Raw genomic sequence first — 13,994 nt, 5'->3', positions numbered from 1 at the left:
GGTAGCCTCCCGTTGTTCGATTTTTTTGGAACTGTTGTTGGGAGCACCGGAATGCCCACAGACGACCGCGCCACACCGGCGGCCCGCGCGGTCAGGCGCCTGCCGCGCACGGCCGGCTTCTGGCTGCTGGGGACCACTTTGCTGGTCTTCATGGCCGCCTCGAGCGCCCCTTCCCCGCTGTACGTCGTCTACCAGCACCGTTGGGGGTTCTCGGCGACCACCCTCACCGCCGTCTTCGCGGTCTACGCCCTCGCCCTGCTGGTCGCCCTGCTGACCGTGGGCGGGCTGTCGGACTTCGTCGGCCGCCGGCCCGTCCTGATCGCCGCCCTGCTGGCCGAGACCCTCGCCATGGTCCTGTTCCTGACCGCCGGAGACGTCGGGACGCTGCTGGCGGCGCGCACCGTGCAGGGCCTGGCGACCGGTGCCGCGACCGGGGCCATCAGCGCCGGCCTGGTCGACCTGCAACCCGGCGCGCGGCTGGGGCCGCTGGTCAACAGCGTCTCGCCCACCCTGGGCCTGGCCGCCGGAGCCCTGGGCAGCGGATCGCTGGTCGAGTACGCTCCGGCGCCGACCGCCCTGGTGTACGCCCTGCTGACGGGGGCGTTCCCGGTCCTGGCCGCGGCCGTGGCGTTCCTGCCGGAACTGGTCTCGCCGCGTCCGGGCGCGCTGGCCTCGCTGCGTCCGAGGGCGGCGGTCCCGGCCGTGGCCCGCGGGCCGTTCCTGGCGGCCGTGCCCTGCCTGATCGCGACCTGGGCGATGGGCGGGCTCTACCTGTCCCTGGGTGGCTCCCTGAGCGCGGGTGTCCTGCACGTGCGCAGCCACCTGGTCGGTGGCCTGGTGGTGAGCGCCCTCACCGGCGCGGGCGCCGTGGCCTCCACGCTGGTACGCGACCGGGCGCCGCAGCGGGTCATGATCGCCGGGGCGGCCGTGCTCGCCGGCGGGACCGGTCTGACGCTCCTGGCGCTGGGCCTGACCTCCACCTCGCTGTTCTTCCTCGGCACGGCCGTCGCCGGCTGCGGATTCGGCACGGCCTTCATCGGCGCGTTCCGGTCTCTCGCCGCGCTGGCGGGCCCGGCCGAGCGGGCGGAGCTGTTCGCCTCGGTGTACGTGGTCAGCTACCTCGCCTTCAGCGTGCCCGCCGTCGTGGCGGGGCTCGCCGTCCCGTCCCTGGGCCTGCGTGCGACCGCGACCGTGTACGGCGCGGTCGTCATCGCGCTGGCGCTGACGGCGGTGCTGTCGGGGGCCGTGCGTTCCCGGACGCGCCGGTCGGCACCGCCGGCGGTCGGCGGCGCTCCCTGCCCCGCCGCGAGCCGCCCCGCTGACCGGCGCGCGGCGGCGTGAGCGTCAAATCGCTTGCGCCGCCGGTCCCGGCCGGGAGGATCGGGACATGACCGTCACCGCACCGCGACGTGCCCTCGCCTCTCTGACCGGGTTGTCGGTCGGGGACGCGTTCGGAGACCAGTTCTTCCCCCTGGCCGGCCGCGGGCTGGACCCGTGGACCGCGACCCCGCCCGGGCCGTGGGCGTGGTCCGACGACACGGAGATGGCCTGCTCGGTGGTCGCCACGCTCATCCGGCACGGCCGGGTCGACCAGGACGCGCTGGCCGCGTCCTTCGCCGCGCGGATGGACGTCGGACGCCGGTACGGCGCGGGCACGCTCGAGCTGCTGGAGAAGGTCCGCGATGGAGTGCCCTGGCGTACCGCGTCGGTCGAGGGCTTCGGCGGGAACGGCTCGTACGGCAACGGCGCGGCCATGCGCGCCGCGCCGCTCGGCGCCTTCTTCGCCGGCGACCTGAGGCGTGCCGCCGGCGAGGCGGCCGCGTCCGCGGAGGTCACCCACGCCCACCCCGAGGGTGTCGCGGGGGCGGTGGCGGTCGCGGTGGCCGCCGCCCACGTCGCCACCCCCGCCGAACCACAGCGACCGGACCTGTTCGACGCCGCGCTCGATCACCTGGCGCCCGGCCATGTCAGGCGAGGCGTGGAAGCCGCCCGGGAGTTGGGAGGCGTCACGGTCGAGCAGGCGGCGGCGCGGCTCGGCAACGGGTCCCGGATCACGGCGCCGGACACCGTGCCGTTCACGCTGTGGCTGGCCGCCCGGTACCTGGACGACTACGAAACCGCGGTCCGCGCCTGCGCCGTCGCCGGCGGCGACATCGACACCACGGCGGCGATCGTGGGCGGCATCGTCGAGGCGCGTGCCGGCGGGGCGCCCGACCTGTGGCGGCGGCGCCGCGAACCGCTCCCCGACTGGCTCGGTCATCACGCCTGAGGCACTGCCGGAAAAGGGTGCGGACGCGCGGCGCCGTGCCGGTTCGCGGGCCCTCGCTCCGATGAGGCAGGCGTACGCCGGGACGAGGGGGGTGACGGCGGGGCACAGGCCGAGTGCCCCGCCGTCACCGGGGGCGGTCAGATCACCCAGAGGTCGTAATTGGTCCAGGTGCTGCCGTAGCACTGGTAACGGGACCAGGAACGGTTGTTGATCCCGCGGTTGCCGACCTCGATGCAGCTGCTGGCCCAGAAGTAGTTGTCGATGTAGCGCCAGCCGGGACCGGGCGGGTCGCTGCAGGGGTGGGTGCACTTGAGGACGAGTGTCCTCTGAGCCGCAGGCGTGGCGGCACTCGCGGGGGACGCGAGTGCGAGACCGCCGGTGACCAGTGCACCGGCGACGGCGGCCGTCGCGGTGATATTTCGTAGTCGCATGATCGGACCCCTTTCGTCCGGGGGAATTTCCACCTCGACGTTATGGGTTCCGTCGCTCTCGGGTATTGAACGAATGCGAAGGGTGGCCGGCCTCGGCTTCGGGGTGGACGGTGGCGGTGTTCGCGGCGGCGTGCTCTGCGCGGAACGCGGTGGGCGTACAGCCCGCCAGCCGCCGGAAGTCCCGGTTGAAATGCGCCTGGTCCGCGTAGCCGCACGTGTCGGCTATCCGCGACAGCGGCCGGCCCGCGGATCCGGTGAGCAGGCGCGCGGCCCGCTCGAACCGTACGATGCGGGCCATGGTCTTGGGCGGCAGGCCGATCTGTTCGTCGAAGCGCAACTCCAGGTAGCGGCGGGTCACGCCGACCTCCTCGGCGAGTCCGCCGACGCTGATGGCTCCGGAGGTCTCCCGTAGCCGCCGCCATGCGCGGAGCACCGCCGGCGCCGGCTCGGGCCCGTCGGCGAACCACGCGGGCAGCAGGTGGTCTAGGAGAGCGAAGCGGGTGGCCCAGTCCGGTGCCTGCCGGAGCCGTTCGGTCAGCTGTTCGGTGCGGCGGCCGAGGAGGTCGGTCAGGTCCACGGTGGTGTTGGCGAGTTCTCGCATCGGCACCCCGAACAGGACGTGGGCGCCCAGCGGGGTGAGCTCCACGGCCATTCCGCGATGATGGCTGTGCTGCTCGAACAGGACGGGACCGTCGTGCAGGCCGGTGACGTGGGAGGTCTGGACGCGCAGGGGCGGATCGGCCGCGGGCGTGGTGACCAGCCGCACCGAGGCGGCGAAGTCGATGAACAGCGTGACTCCGCAGGTGGCCACGGCGCGTCCTTTGAGCGGCCGGGCAGCGTCCACGCGAAGACCGGCGTACCCCGAGACGTGGGTGCGCAGGACGGGCCCGGGGCGCGCCGTGACCATCCGAGGGCGGGGCCTGGGTTCCCGGCACTCCAGAACGACTCCCCCGATGCCATTCATCATCGACCGCCTTCCGCGTGAACGCGGTCTAAGTCTCCCCGCGGAGCCGCGGGCCGGGGATCGGGGTAATCCCGTACTCGTGCACGCTTCGAGGTCGCGCGTACGCGGCCGGAGGGGCGGCGCAGGTCGGGGTGGCGCGCAGGTCCGCACCGAGGTTGATCAGGTGCTGCACTGAGCTCGACAGCCGGTCCAGCCGGGTGATCTTCAAGGTGTAGCCGGAACCGACGAGGAGTGGGAGCTGCCGGCCCCGCTGCTGCCCGCGCACCCGCGGCAGGGGCACCGGTGGAACGACCATCGGGGGCGCCGCCTTCGGTGAGGGGGCGGGCATGGATGGTGTGATTGATGCACACACCTGTCAACCCAGCCTGACAGCCTGCTTGAGGAAGACGACGCCGTCGATCGTGTCGAGCTGGGCCGGGTCCAGCGGGAAATAGGCGCGATCGTGGGAGGTGCGCGGGGCGGGCTGCGTGATGGCCTTGGCCAGGCGGCGGGCGTCGATGAGGGAGTGGTCCCACGGGAGCGTGGACAGGAGGCCCTCGAGGGTGTCCGGGGGCGGGATGTTGTCGCCGGCCGTGCCGAGGGCTGAGGCCAGGAAGGCGTACCGGTCGCCCAGGTGCGTCCCGGTGATCGCCCCCGCGCTCCACCACTCCAACTGCTGGTCGCCGAGCGGCATGAAGCTCTTGTTCCGCTGCAGGTGGAGGTTGTGGGCGAAGACCAGGGCCGGACCGTGCTCGGCGACGGCACGCAGGTTGGCGGCCATCATCGCGTCCCGCAGGCCCGACAGCCTGGCTATCCGGGCCGGGGACGTGTCGGCCATCCAGTGGTGGTAGCGGAGCAGGCCGACGGCGGTGCGCCCGTACAGTGCCGCCCTCTCTCCGTCCTCCGCGCTCAGCCGCGGCGCCTGCGTGTCGAGCAGCGCCACCAGGTCGTCGGCGAGCAGCCGCAGCCGCTGGGCCTCGGTGGACTGGCCGATCGACTGGGACGGGTCCATGACCGTGGCTTCGTTCGTCCACCGGTCGTCCGGGCCGAGCAGCGTGTCGAGGGTTTCCATCGTGCACGGGAGCGGGCCGTCGAGGAGGCCGTGGAGGCCGGTGAGCGCCTGGCGCGGGCTCGCGGCCCAATACTCCAGCGGCCCATCGAAGCCGTAGAACCGGAGCTTTTCGTCATGCTCCTCGTTGTACGCGCGCATCCAGCGCACGAGGTCGCGGTTGGCCGGTGACGCGCCGAAGCCGTGGCTGAAGCCGCGTTCCATGACGTCGTCGAGCGTGCCCGCGCCCGTCGTGATGTGGTCGTCGACCACGAGTCCCATGAGGCAGTCGCTCTCGATGGCGAACGACCGGTAGCCCTCGTGCTCGACCAGATGCTGGAAGATCTCGTTGCGCAACTCGCCCAGCTCCCCCACGAAGTGCCTGGCCTCGCCCAGGCCGAGCAGCAGGGGCTTGGCGGGAAGCGACCGGAGGAACGCCGAGACGCCCGAGCCATCGAGCGGCCGGGCTGTGCCCTTGATATCCATACCTTCAACGGTATCGTTGAACCAACGGTGTAAACTTTTCCCTGGAAATCCCCGCTCTCATCGCGATAGACCTTCAATCGGTGATGCATCTATGAGGCCAGTGGACCTGGCGCGCGAGCACGGCCTGTCCACCCAGGCGATCAGGAACTACGAGGACGCCGGCATCCTGCCCGCCGCCGAACGCACCGTCCACGGCTATCGCACCTATACGCCGCTGCACGCGCAAGCCCTGCGCGCGTTCCTCGCCCTCGTGCCCGGGCACGGTCACCAGACGGCCACGTCGATCATGCAGGCGGTCAACCGGGGTGCCACCGAGGACGCGCTGCGGCTCATCGACGAGAGCCACGGCCAACTCCTCGACGACCGCCGCACCCTCCAGGCCGTCGAAGCCGCGCTCCGCGACCTGGCGCCCGTGCCGCAGGAGCGCCGCGACACGTTCATCGGCCCCCTGGCCAGGAGGCTCGGCATCCGCCCTGCCACCCTGCGCAAATGGGAGAACGCCGGGCTGGTCCGGCCGCGCCGCGATCCGCAGACGGGCTACCGGATCTACAGCGCGGCCGACGTACGGGACGTCCGGCTGGCCCACCAGCTCAGGCGGGGCGGCTACCTGCTGGAGCAGATCGCCCCGCTGATCGCTCAGGTCCGCTCCGCCGGAGGCGTCGCCCCGCTGGAGTCGACCCTGCGCGACTGGCAGGCCCGCCTGTCCGCCCGGGGCCGCGCCATACTCAAGGGCGCCGCCGACCTGGACGCGTATCTCTGCGCCCGCGAACCCTGAGGCCGAGTCACGTCCACCACAGGAAACGGCGTGGCCACGGAAGGAAACCATGCATGAGTGACGGGGCATTTCGCCTGATCAATGGTTCAGCATTCGATCAAAAGCAGCACGTGGTGCCGTGGTCGACCACAAGGGGGGTGCCCCGCGTCGCCTGGGCACGGGGCATTCTGATACCAGAACGCCACCACTGGATCACCAAGAGTAACTAAGTTGAACTTGTCGGCCCGACGTGGTCCGTGCAGGCTCGGTCGAGGGCGCCCCCCGCCGCGATGAGTTCCGGCCGGGTCGCGAGTCTGTTCTGGTGACCGTCGTAGGACGTCTACGACGCTGCCCCCGGCGCGACGCCCGTGGAGTCCCTCGGCCGGCACTGCCACCACCACTGACGCGCCTTGAACTATGTGATCCCGCGGGCCGCGGGGCCGGTCCGGCGGCTGGGGACTGCAGCAGCTCAGCGTTGACCAGACGCGTAACGACGAGCTTCACCGAACGGTCGGTCAACCCGGTGTGCGCGGCGAGCATCCGCATCGTGCGTAGTCGGAGCCCAGGTCAGCGGGCGCGCGGGCCGGCCAGCAGGACTGGTACGGCCAGGAAGGCGACGCCGGCGGTCAGCAGGGCCGCTGCCGCGGTCCCTCCGGCCGGTCCGGCGGCGAGCGCGACGACCGTGGGGACGGTGGGCTGGGCGATGCCCCAGGAGGAGCCGAAGAAGGCGAACCAGCGGGTCCGGTCGGCCTCCGGGGCGGCCTCGGCGATCATCGCCTGCCAGCGTCCCAGCACGACGCCGTTGACCGCCATCCACGCCAGGTACACCGGAACGGTCCCCGGCACGTCGTTCCCGGCCGCCATCAGCAGGGCGAGGACGCCCAGCAGCAGCGACCCGATTCCCAGCACCGGGCCGTGGGGGCGGGTCTCCAGCCGCCGGTGGCTCAGCCGGGCGGCGAGCGGCGCCAGCAGGGCCGCGCCGGTGATGGCCAGTCCGGGAAGCCAGCGCGGGGCGCCCCGCTGCAGCAGCACCAGCGGCACGAACATCAGGACGCCCAGGTATCCGTAGGCGAAGGCCGTCCCCGCGACCGTCGACCTCACCAGGGGGGCCGGTGGTCGCCAGCGCCGCCGGCCGTTCACCGCGGGGGGCGCTGGGCCGCCGGGCAGGAACAGCGTGAGCGCCGCGGCCAGCAGGCAGGTCACCGCGTCGGCGACCATCAGCCGGCGCACGCCCAGCGGAAGCAGGACCGCGGCCAGCAGCCCGCCGATCGCGCCCGCCGCGACCAACGCGGTGCCCAGCAGTGCGTAGGCCCTCCGGCGCTGCCCGCCGCAGGTCGCCCGGGCCAGCAGTTCCTGGGTCGCCGGCTCGTAGATCTCGAAGGCCAGTCCGACCAGGCCGCCGGCGACCACCACCTGCGTCGGCGTGCGCGCGGCCGCCAGCACGAAGAGCATGGCCCCGGTGGCCGTCAGGCCCAGCGCCGCCGTCGTTCGCGGCGTGAGCCGGTCCAGCAGCAGCCCTCCGGCCCACCGGGAGACCAGCGCGGCGACGCCGAAGACGGCGAGGGCGGCCGGTGCGAGCTCCGGGCCCGCCAGCACGGCCAGGAAGGGCAGGGCGAAGGCCCCCAGCTGGTTGAGGACCCGGACGCCGACCAGCGCCGTCACCGCGCGCGGCAACGCCTCCGCCAAAGCCGGCCCCCGTCCTCGTGTCCCGGCGATGCGGGCATCCTGCCGCACGCCACCGACAGACGCCCGCCCGCTCGGTGAGGAGCCTGACGCACGTCAGGTGAGGGTGGCGTAGAGGGCGTGGGTGCGCTGGGCGATGTGGGGCCAGGAGAAGTGCTCGACCGCCCGGCGGCGGCCCGCCTTGCCCATCGTGGCCGCGCGTTCGGGGTCGGCGATCAGGGCGCTCACGCGTTCGGCGAGGTCGGCGACGAAGCGGTCGGGGTCGACGGGGGTGCCGGTGCCGTCGGCGGCCTGCTCGATCGGTACCAGCAGTCCGGTCTCGCCGTCGGCGACCACTTCGGGGATGCCGCCGGTGGCGGTGGCGACGACCGCCGCCTCGCAGGCCATGGCCTCCAGGTTGACGATGCCCATCGGCTCGTACACCGACGGGCAGACGAACACGCTCGCGTGGCTGAGGATTTGCACGACCTCGGGCCGGGGCAGCATCCGGGTGATCCACACGATCCCGTCGCGTTCCTCGCGCAGGGCGTCGACGAGCCCTTCGACCTCCGCGGAGATCTCCGGGGTGTCGGGGGCGCCGGCGCACAGCACGAGCTGGGCGGCCGGGTCGAAGGACCGGGCGGCCCGCAGCAGGTAGGGCAGCCCCTTCTGGCGGGTGATGCGCCCGACGAACACCACGGACGGGCGGCCGGGGTCGATGCCGTGGCGGGTGAGCACGTCGGTGCCGTGGTCGGGGGCGTACTGGTCGGTGTCGATGCCGTTGTGCAGGACCGTGACCCGGCCGGGGTCGACCTCGGGGTAGCAGGTGAGCACGTCGCGGCGCATGCCCTCGGAGACGGCGACGATCGCGTCGGCGGCCAGGACGGCGGTGCGCTCGGCCCAGGAGGAGATCGCGTAGCCGCCGCCGAGCTGCTCGGCCTTCCAGGGGCGCAGCGGCTCGAGGCTGTGGGTGGTGACCACGTGCGGGATGCCGTGGAGCAGTTTGGCGATGTGACCGGCGAGGTTGGCGTACCAGGTGTGGCTGTGCACCAGGTCCGCTCCCCCGGCGCCGGCGGCGATCTCCAGGTCGACGCCGAGCGTCTGCAGCGCCGCATTGGCGGGCTCCAGCGCCGCCGGGACGCGGTAACCCGTCACGCCCGGTTCGGTCCGGTCGCCTCCGAAACAATGGACGCGCAGGTCACAGAGCCGGCGCAGTTCCCGGGCCAGGTATTCCACGTGGACGCCAGCTCCCCCGTAGACGTCCGGTGGGTATTCACGGGTGAGCAGGTCGACGCGCATGTCCCGCAGCGTATGCGAAATCTGCCCGCTCGTCCTGTTTCAACGCTGGTCGGGGGGCTAAGGTCCTCGACATGGCGAGACCTCATGTCCTGGCGATGGTACTGGCGGGCGGCGAGGGTAAGCGGCTGATGCCGCTGACGGCCGACCGCGCCAAGCCGGCGGTGCCCTTCGGTGGAATGTACCGGCTGATCGACTTCGTGCTGTCCAACCTGGCGAACGCCGGCTATCTCAAGATGGTGGTGCTCACGCAGTACAAGAGCCACAGCCTGGACCGGCACGTCTCCCGCACGTGGCGGCTGTCGACCCTGCTGGGCAACTACGTCACCCCGGTCCCGGCCCAGCAGCGTCTCGGACCGCGATGGTTCGCGGGGTCGGCCGACGCGATCCTGCAGAACTTCAACCTCATCGAGGACGAGAGGCCCGACAACGTCATCGTCTTCGGCGCCGACCACATCTACCGCATGGACCCGCGGCAGATGGTGGACCAGCACATCGCGTCCGGTGCCGGAGTCACCATCGCCGCGATCCGCCAGCCGCTGGCCCTGGCCGACCAGTTCGGGGTGATCGAGACCGGGCCGGACGGGGCGAGCGTCTCGGCGTTCCGTGAGAAGCCCACCGACGCGGTCGGCCTGCTGGACGCGCCCGACCAGGTCTACGCCTCCATGGGCAACTACGTCTTCGACACCCAGGTGCTCGTCGACGTGGTGAAGGAGGACGCCGCCGACCTGTCCAGCAAGCACGACGTCGGTGGGAACCTCATCCCCAAGCTGGTCAAGGCCGGCCGCGCGCAGGTGTACGACTTCGCCGACAACGACGTGCCGGGTTCGACCGGCCGCGACCGCGGTTACTGGCGCGACGTGGGGACCCTGGACGCGTTCTACGAGGCGCACATGGACCTGATCTCGGTCCACCCGGTCTTCAACCTCTACAACCGCGACTGGCCGATCTACACGGGCCACGACCCGCTGCCGCCGGCCAAGTTCGTCTTCAACGAGGAGGGCCGTCGCGGTCACGCCGTCGACTCGATCGTCTCTCCCGGCGCGATCCTCGCCGGCGGGATGGCCGAGGGCTCCATCCTGTCACCGGGCGTTCAGCTGGACGCCGGCGCCGCCGTCCACGACTCGGTCCTCATGGACTGCGTACGGGTCGGGCGCGGCGCCGTCGTGCGGAACGCCATCATCGACAAGAACGTCGTCATCCCCGACGGCGCCCGGATCGGCGTCGACGAGGCCTACGACCGGGAGCACTTCACGGTCACGGAGAGCGGGGTGCGGGTCCTGGGCAAGAACCAGATCGTCCCCCGGTGACTCACTCGGGGCGCAGCGCGGCCAGCTGCTCCTCGAAGGGCACCACGGTTTCGGCCGGAACGGCGGCGGCCGGGCGGTCGCGCATCAGGGCGGCCAGCTCGCCCGCCGCGCGCGTGATCCTGCCAGCCAGGTCACCGGTGCGCGCGTCACCGGCCGAGCCCCAGTCCTGCGACGCGGCGTACACCGCCGTCGGGACGACGATCGCGCGCAGGTACGCGAACAGCGGCCGTAGCGCGTGCTCGAGGGCGAGCGAGTGGCGGGCGGTGCCGCCGGTCGCGGCGATCAGCACGGGCGTTCCGGCGAGGACGGTGTTGTCCAGCAGGTCGAAGAACGACTTGAACAGGCCGCTGTAGGAGGCCGAGAAGATCGGGCTGACGACGATCAGGCCGTCCGCGCCGGTGACCGCCTCGATCGCCGCGCGCAGCCGGGCGCCGGGAAACCCGGTGACCAGGCCGGTCGCGATGTCGGTGGCCAGGTCGCGCAGTTCGATCACGGTGACCTCGACGGGGCGCCCGTCCCCGTCGAGGTGATCGCGGGTGGCCTCGGCGAGGCGGTCGGCCAGCAGGCGGGTGGAGGAGGGCGTGCTCAGGCCGGCCGAGACGGCCACGAGGCGGAGCGGGTTCACTGCCCCACCTCCGTGAGGGTCTCGGCGCCGCGGGCGGCGAGCAGGGAGACGTGGGTGGGGGCGTCGGGGACCTGGGCGGGCCGGTTCTCGGTGAACTCCTTACGAAGTACCGGGATGACCTCCTCGCCGAGCAGGTCCAGCTGCTCCAGCACCGTCTTGAGCGGGAGCCCGGCGTGGTCGAGGAGGAACAGCTGGCGCTGGTAGTCGCCGAAGTGCTCACGGAAGGTCAGGGTCTTGTCGATGACCTGCTGCGGGCTGCCGACGGTCAGCGGCGTCTCGTCCATGAACTCCTCCAGCGACGGGCCGTGCCCGTACACGGGGGCGTTGTCGAAGTACGGGCGGAACTCCCGCACCGCGTCCTGGGAGTTCTTGCGCATGAACACCTGCCCGCCCAGGCCGACGATCGCCTGCTCGGGCGTGCCGTGGCCGTAGTGCGCGTACCGCTCCCGGTACAGGCCGACCAGCCGCTGGAAGTGCTCCTTGGGCCAGAAGATGTTGTTGGCGAAGAAACCGTCGCCGTAGTAGGCGGCCTGTTCGGCGATCTCCGGGCTGCGGATCGAGCCGTGCCACACGAACGGCGGGACGCCGTCCAGCGGCCGGGGCGTGGCGGTGAAGCCCTGCAGCGCGGTGCGGAAACGGCCCTTCCAGTCCACCACGTCCTCGCGCCACAGTCGGTGCAGCAGCGCGTAGTTCTCGATCGCCAGCGGGATGCCCTGGCGGATGTCCTGACCGAACCACGGGTAGACCGGGCCGGTGTTGCCCCGGCCCAGCATCAGGTCGACACGCCCGTCGGCCAGGTGCTGCAGCATCGCGAAGTCCTCGGCGATCTTCACGGGGTCGTTCGTGGTGATCAGCGTGGTCGCGGTCGACAGGATCAGCCGCTCGGTCCGCGCCGCGATGTGCCCGAGCATCGTCGTGGGCGACGACGGCACGAACGGCGGGTTGTGGTGCTCACCGGTCGCGAACACGTCCAGGCCCACCTCCTCGGCCTTCGACGCGATCGTCACCATCGCCTTGATCCGTTCGTGCTCACTCGGCGCCCTGCCGGTGGTCGGATCGGGCGTGACGTCGCCGACCGTGAAGATCCCGAACTGCATGACACGACCCTCCTGCTGATTGAAAGTTCAACTATAGCTTCAACGCGCAGCCCCCGGTCGCCGATTCCCCCGTACGTCAGGGCCGTGATGCGGCTCGAGCGCCCGCGTACGTCCGTTGACGCCCCGGTCACGGACGCGGCACGGTGCGGGGCCGGCGTGCGGCGGACCGCCCCGGCGCGACTCCGGCGGCGGAGGGGGCGTGGCGTCAGTGGACGGGGCCGATCCGGACCGGGCTGGTCTCATCCTCCGTCACGGGCTCCCCGCAGTGCGCGCACACCGTGCGGGGGTGCAGGTCGGCTCCACAGGAGTGCCGCCAGACCGTGGGCGGCGGGCCGTCGGTGACGTAGCGGTCGCCCCAGTCCATCAGGTTGAGCAGGATCGGCGTCAGGGCGCGGCCGGCCTCGGTGGGCACGTATTCGTAGCGGGGCGGATGCCGCTCGTACTGCCGTTTCTCCAGCACGCCGGCCTCGACCAGCGTGCGCAGCCGCGCGGCGAGGATGTCGCGGCTGGCGCCGGTGTTACGGGCGATCCGGTCGAAGCGCCGCTCGCCGAGCAGGATCTCGCGCAGGGCGAGCAGGCTCCACCGCTCGCCGATCACGGCCAGCGCGTTGGCGATGGAGCACTCACGGCCGCGTACGGCCACGGGACTTCCCCTCCTCGATCGGTCGCAGGCGCCTCGCGGGTCTCGCCCGGTCCTGGGGTCCCCAACCTATCGCGTCACGCCCTCAGTAGGTTGTGAAATCCAACTTTGCACGCTATACCCGTGAGTAGGTTCCGGAGCGAGTGAAGGGAAGCCTCCATGAACGACGCGGTCATCGTCGACGCGGTCCGCACGCCGATCGGCAAGGGCAAGCCGGGCGGCGCTCTGTCGGGGATGCACCCCGTCGATCTGCACGCGCACGCGATCCGGTCCCTCATCGAGCGGACCGGCGTCGACCCGGCCCTCGTGGACGATGTGATCAGCGGAGCGGTCGGCCAGGTCGGTGAGCAGAGCGCCAACACCGCACGGTGGGCGGCGCTGGCGGCCGGGCTGCCGGAGTCGGTGCCCGCCGTGACCGTGGACCGCCAGTGCGGCAGCAGCCAGCAGGCGATCCACTTCGCGGCCCAGGGAGTGATCAGCGGCGCGTACGACGTCGTCATCGCCTCCGGGGTCGAGTCGATGAGCCGGGTGCCGATCGGCAGCCAGACGGCCGGACGCGACTTCCTCGGCACGGGCGTGGCCCAGCGCTATCCGAACGGCCTCGTACCGCAGGGGATCAGCGCCGAGCTGATCGCTCAGCGCTGGGACCTGTCCCGCGAGCGCCTGGACGACTTCGCCGCCGAGAGCCACCACCGCGCCGCGCGGGCATGGGCGGACGGCCGGTTCGCCGCGGAGGTCTCCCCGGTGAAGGCGCCGTCGGCCGACGGCGCCTTCGTGCAGATCACCGAGGACGAGTCCGTACGGCCGAGCACGTCGCCGCAGATCCTGGCCGGCCTGCGGCCGGCGTTCCGGGCCGAGCTCTGGGAGGAGCGGTTCCCGCAGATCGACTGGCGGATCACCGCGGGCAACTCCTCTCCCGTCAACGACGGAGCCGCGGCCGTGCTCATCACCAGCGGCGAGACCGCTCGGCGGCTCGGGCTCCGGCCCCGCGCCCGGCTGCACACCTTCGCCGTCGTGGGCGACGACCCCCTGCTCATGCTCACCGGCATCATCCCCGCGACGCGCAAGGTCCTCGACCGCGCGGGGCTGTCGCTCGATGACATCGACGCGTTCGAGGTCAACGAGGCCTTCACCAGCGTGGTGCTCGCCTGGCTGGCCGAGACCGGGGCCGATCCGGCCAAGGTGAACGTCAACGGCGGAGCCACCGCCATCGGCCACCCGCTCGGAGCCAGCGGCGCCCGGTTGATGACCACCCTGCTGTCGGTCCTCGAACAGCGCGGCGGGCGTTACGGGCTGCAGACGATGTGCGAGGCCGGTGGCCTCGCCAACGCGACCATCATCGAGCGCCTCTGAACGTGCCGGGGCCGGCATCGTCCCGGCCCCCGCCTCATACCCGGGCACGGCGCCCGATCCGGGACAATGGAGGTCCATTG

At 72.0% G+C, this 13,994-nt stretch carries 14 protein-coding genes; 5 read left to right on the top strand and 9 right to left on the bottom strand.

Annotation, left to right across the window (positions count from 1 at the left end):
- Nucleotides 1-51: 51 nt before the first annotated feature.
- Together NE236_RS03840 and NE236_RS03835 are read left to right on the top strand one after the other, a co-directional pair.
- The gene (locus NE236_RS03840; protein ID WP_252840367.1) at nucleotides 52-1,341 is read left to right on the top strand and encodes an MFS transporter; all 1,290 of its coding nucleotides are present in this window, start codon (nucleotides 52-54) and stop codon (nucleotides 1,339-1,341) included.
- Between the two features lie 46 nt (nucleotides 1,342-1,387).
- Nucleotides 1,388-2,269, top strand: coding sequence for an ADP-ribosylglycohydrolase family protein (locus NE236_RS03835; RefSeq protein WP_252840366.1), 882 nt, complete (start codon nucleotides 1,388-1,390; stop codon nucleotides 2,267-2,269).
- A 137-nt stretch (nucleotides 2,270-2,406) separates the two neighbouring features.
- Here the strand turns inward: NE236_RS03835 and NE236_RS03830 are convergent, their stop codons facing one another.
- The 4 genes from NE236_RS03830 to NE236_RS03815 form a co-directional block, all read right to left on the bottom strand.
- Nucleotides 2,407-2,700 carry a hypothetical protein gene (locus NE236_RS03830; RefSeq protein WP_252840365.1) on the bottom strand — a complete coding sequence of 98 codons (294 nt, stop codon included), beginning with the start codon at nucleotides 2,698-2,700 and terminating at the stop codon, nucleotides 2,407-2,409.
- Nucleotides 2,701-2,740: 40 nt separating this feature from the next.
- The gene (locus NE236_RS44290; RefSeq protein WP_308209039.1) at nucleotides 2,741-3,607 is read right to left on the bottom strand and encodes a helix-turn-helix domain-containing protein; all 867 of its coding nucleotides are present in this window, start codon (nucleotides 3,605-3,607) and stop codon (nucleotides 2,741-2,743) included.
- An 85-nt stretch (nucleotides 3,608-3,692) separates the two neighbouring features.
- Complete coding sequence (locus tag NE236_RS03820) at nucleotides 3,693-3,959, bottom strand: hypothetical protein (RefSeq protein WP_252840363.1); 267 nt, start codon at nucleotides 3,957-3,959, stop codon at nucleotides 3,693-3,695.
- A gap of 60 nt (nucleotides 3,960-4,019) precedes the next feature.
- The gene (locus NE236_RS03815) at nucleotides 4,020-5,177 is read right to left on the bottom strand and encodes an erythromycin esterase family protein (RefSeq protein ID WP_252840362.1); all 1,158 of its coding nucleotides are present in this window, start codon (nucleotides 5,175-5,177) and stop codon (nucleotides 4,020-4,022) included.
- A 91-nt stretch (nucleotides 5,178-5,268) separates the two neighbouring features.
- Here NE236_RS03815 and NE236_RS03810 point away from each other — a divergent pair, with 91 nt between their 5' ends.
- Complete coding sequence (locus NE236_RS03810; RefSeq protein ID WP_252840361.1) at nucleotides 5,269-5,952, top strand: TioE family transcriptional regulator; 684 nt, start codon at nucleotides 5,269-5,271, stop codon at nucleotides 5,950-5,952.
- Between the two features lie 546 nt (nucleotides 5,953-6,498).
- Here the strand turns inward: NE236_RS03810 and NE236_RS03805 are convergent.
- Both NE236_RS03805 and glgA read right to left on the bottom strand, forming a co-directional pair.
- Nucleotides 6,499-7,617, bottom strand: a complete 1,119-nt coding sequence (locus NE236_RS03805) for an MFS transporter (RefSeq protein ID WP_252840360.1) — start codon at nucleotides 7,615-7,617, stop codon at nucleotides 6,499-6,501.
- Between the two features lie 93 nt (nucleotides 7,618-7,710).
- On the bottom strand, nucleotides 7,711-8,892 hold the full coding sequence (gene glgA, locus NE236_RS03800) for a glycogen synthase (RefSeq protein ID WP_252840359.1): 1,182 nt from the start codon (nucleotides 8,890-8,892) through the stop codon (nucleotides 7,711-7,713).
- 71 nt (nucleotides 8,893-8,963) lie between these two features.
- On the opposite strand from glgA, the gene glgC reads away from it, so the two are divergent.
- Nucleotides 8,964-10,199, top strand: a complete 1,236-nt coding sequence (glgC, locus tag NE236_RS03795) for a glucose-1-phosphate adenylyltransferase (protein ID WP_252840358.1) — start codon at nucleotides 8,964-8,966, stop codon at nucleotides 10,197-10,199.
- A 1-nt stretch (nucleotide 10,200) separates the two neighbouring features.
- Here the strand turns inward: glgC and NE236_RS03790 are convergent, their stop codons facing one another.
- From NE236_RS03790 to NE236_RS03780, 3 genes are all read right to left on the bottom strand, one after another.
- Nucleotides 10,201-10,824: an FMN reductase gene (locus NE236_RS03790; protein WP_252840357.1), complete on the bottom strand. Its 624-nt coding sequence runs from the start codon at nucleotides 10,822-10,824 to the stop codon at nucleotides 10,201-10,203.
- Nucleotides 10,821-11,921, bottom strand: a complete 1,101-nt coding sequence (locus tag NE236_RS03785; protein WP_252840356.1) for an LLM class flavin-dependent oxidoreductase — start codon at nucleotides 11,919-11,921, stop codon at nucleotides 10,821-10,823. Before NE236_RS03785 ends, NE236_RS03790 begins: the two co-directional genes overlap by 4 nt.
- A 205-nt stretch (nucleotides 11,922-12,126) precedes the next feature.
- The gene (locus NE236_RS03780; RefSeq protein ID WP_252840355.1) at nucleotides 12,127-12,564 is read right to left on the bottom strand and encodes a winged helix-turn-helix transcriptional regulator; all 438 of its coding nucleotides are present in this window, start codon (nucleotides 12,562-12,564) and stop codon (nucleotides 12,127-12,129) included.
- 156 nt (nucleotides 12,565-12,720) lie between these two features.
- On the opposite strand from NE236_RS03780, the gene NE236_RS03775 reads away from it, so the two are divergent.
- A complete protein-coding gene (locus tag NE236_RS03775; protein WP_252840354.1) occupies nucleotides 12,721-13,914 on the top strand; it encodes a thiolase family protein in 1,194 nt (397 codons plus the stop codon).
- The last annotated feature ends 80 nt before the right edge of the window (nucleotides 13,915-13,994 follow it).

Source organism: Actinoallomurus purpureus (assembly GCF_024055795.1).
GTDB classification, from domain to species: domain Bacteria; phylum Actinomycetota; class Actinomycetes; order Streptosporangiales; family Streptosporangiaceae; genus Actinoallomurus; species Actinoallomurus purpureus.
The sequence above is the reverse complement of the archived record's forward strand: the minus strand, read 5'-3'. Positions and strand labels throughout refer to the sequence as shown.

What these genes read in the sequence shown, in the direction of transcription:
- NE236_RS03840 (WP_252840367.1), top strand. Translation starts at nt 52, where the DNA reads ATGCCCACAGACGACCGCGCCACACCGGCGGCCCGCGCGGTCAGGCGC.
- NE236_RS03835 (WP_252840366.1), top strand. Translation starts at nt 1,388, where the DNA reads ATGACCGTCACCGCACCGCGACGTGCCCTCGCCTCTCTGACCGGGTTG.
- NE236_RS03830 (WP_252840365.1), bottom strand. Translation starts at nt 2,700, where the DNA reads ATGCGACTACGAAATATCACCGCGACGGCCGCCGTCGCCGGTGCACTG.
- NE236_RS44290 (WP_308209039.1), bottom strand. Translation starts at nt 3,607, where the DNA reads ATGGTCACGGCGCGCCCCGGGCCCGTCCTGCGCACCCACGTCTCGGGG.
- NE236_RS03820 (WP_252840363.1), bottom strand. Translation starts at nt 3,959, where the DNA reads ATGGTCGTTCCACCGGTGCCCCTGCCGCGGGTGCGCGGGCAGCAGCGG.
- NE236_RS03815 (WP_252840362.1), bottom strand. Translation starts at nt 5,177, where the DNA reads ATGGATATCAAGGGCACAGCCCGGCCGCTCGATGGCTCGGGCGTCTCG.
- NE236_RS03810 (WP_252840361.1), top strand. Translation starts at nt 5,269, where the DNA reads ATGAGGCCAGTGGACCTGGCGCGCGAGCACGGCCTGTCCACCCAGGCG.
- glgA (WP_252840359.1), bottom strand. Translation starts at nt 8,892, where the DNA reads ATGCGCGTCGACCTGCTCACCCGTGAATACCCACCGGACGTCTACGGG.
- glgC (WP_252840358.1), top strand. Translation starts at nt 8,964, where the DNA reads ATGGCGAGACCTCATGTCCTGGCGATGGTACTGGCGGGCGGCGAGGGT.
- NE236_RS03785 (WP_252840356.1), bottom strand. Translation starts at nt 11,921, where the DNA reads ATGCAGTTCGGGATCTTCACGGTCGGCGACGTCACGCCCGATCCGACC.
- NE236_RS03775 (WP_252840354.1), top strand. Translation starts at nt 12,721, where the DNA reads ATGAACGACGCGGTCATCGTCGACGCGGTCCGCACGCCGATCGGCAAG.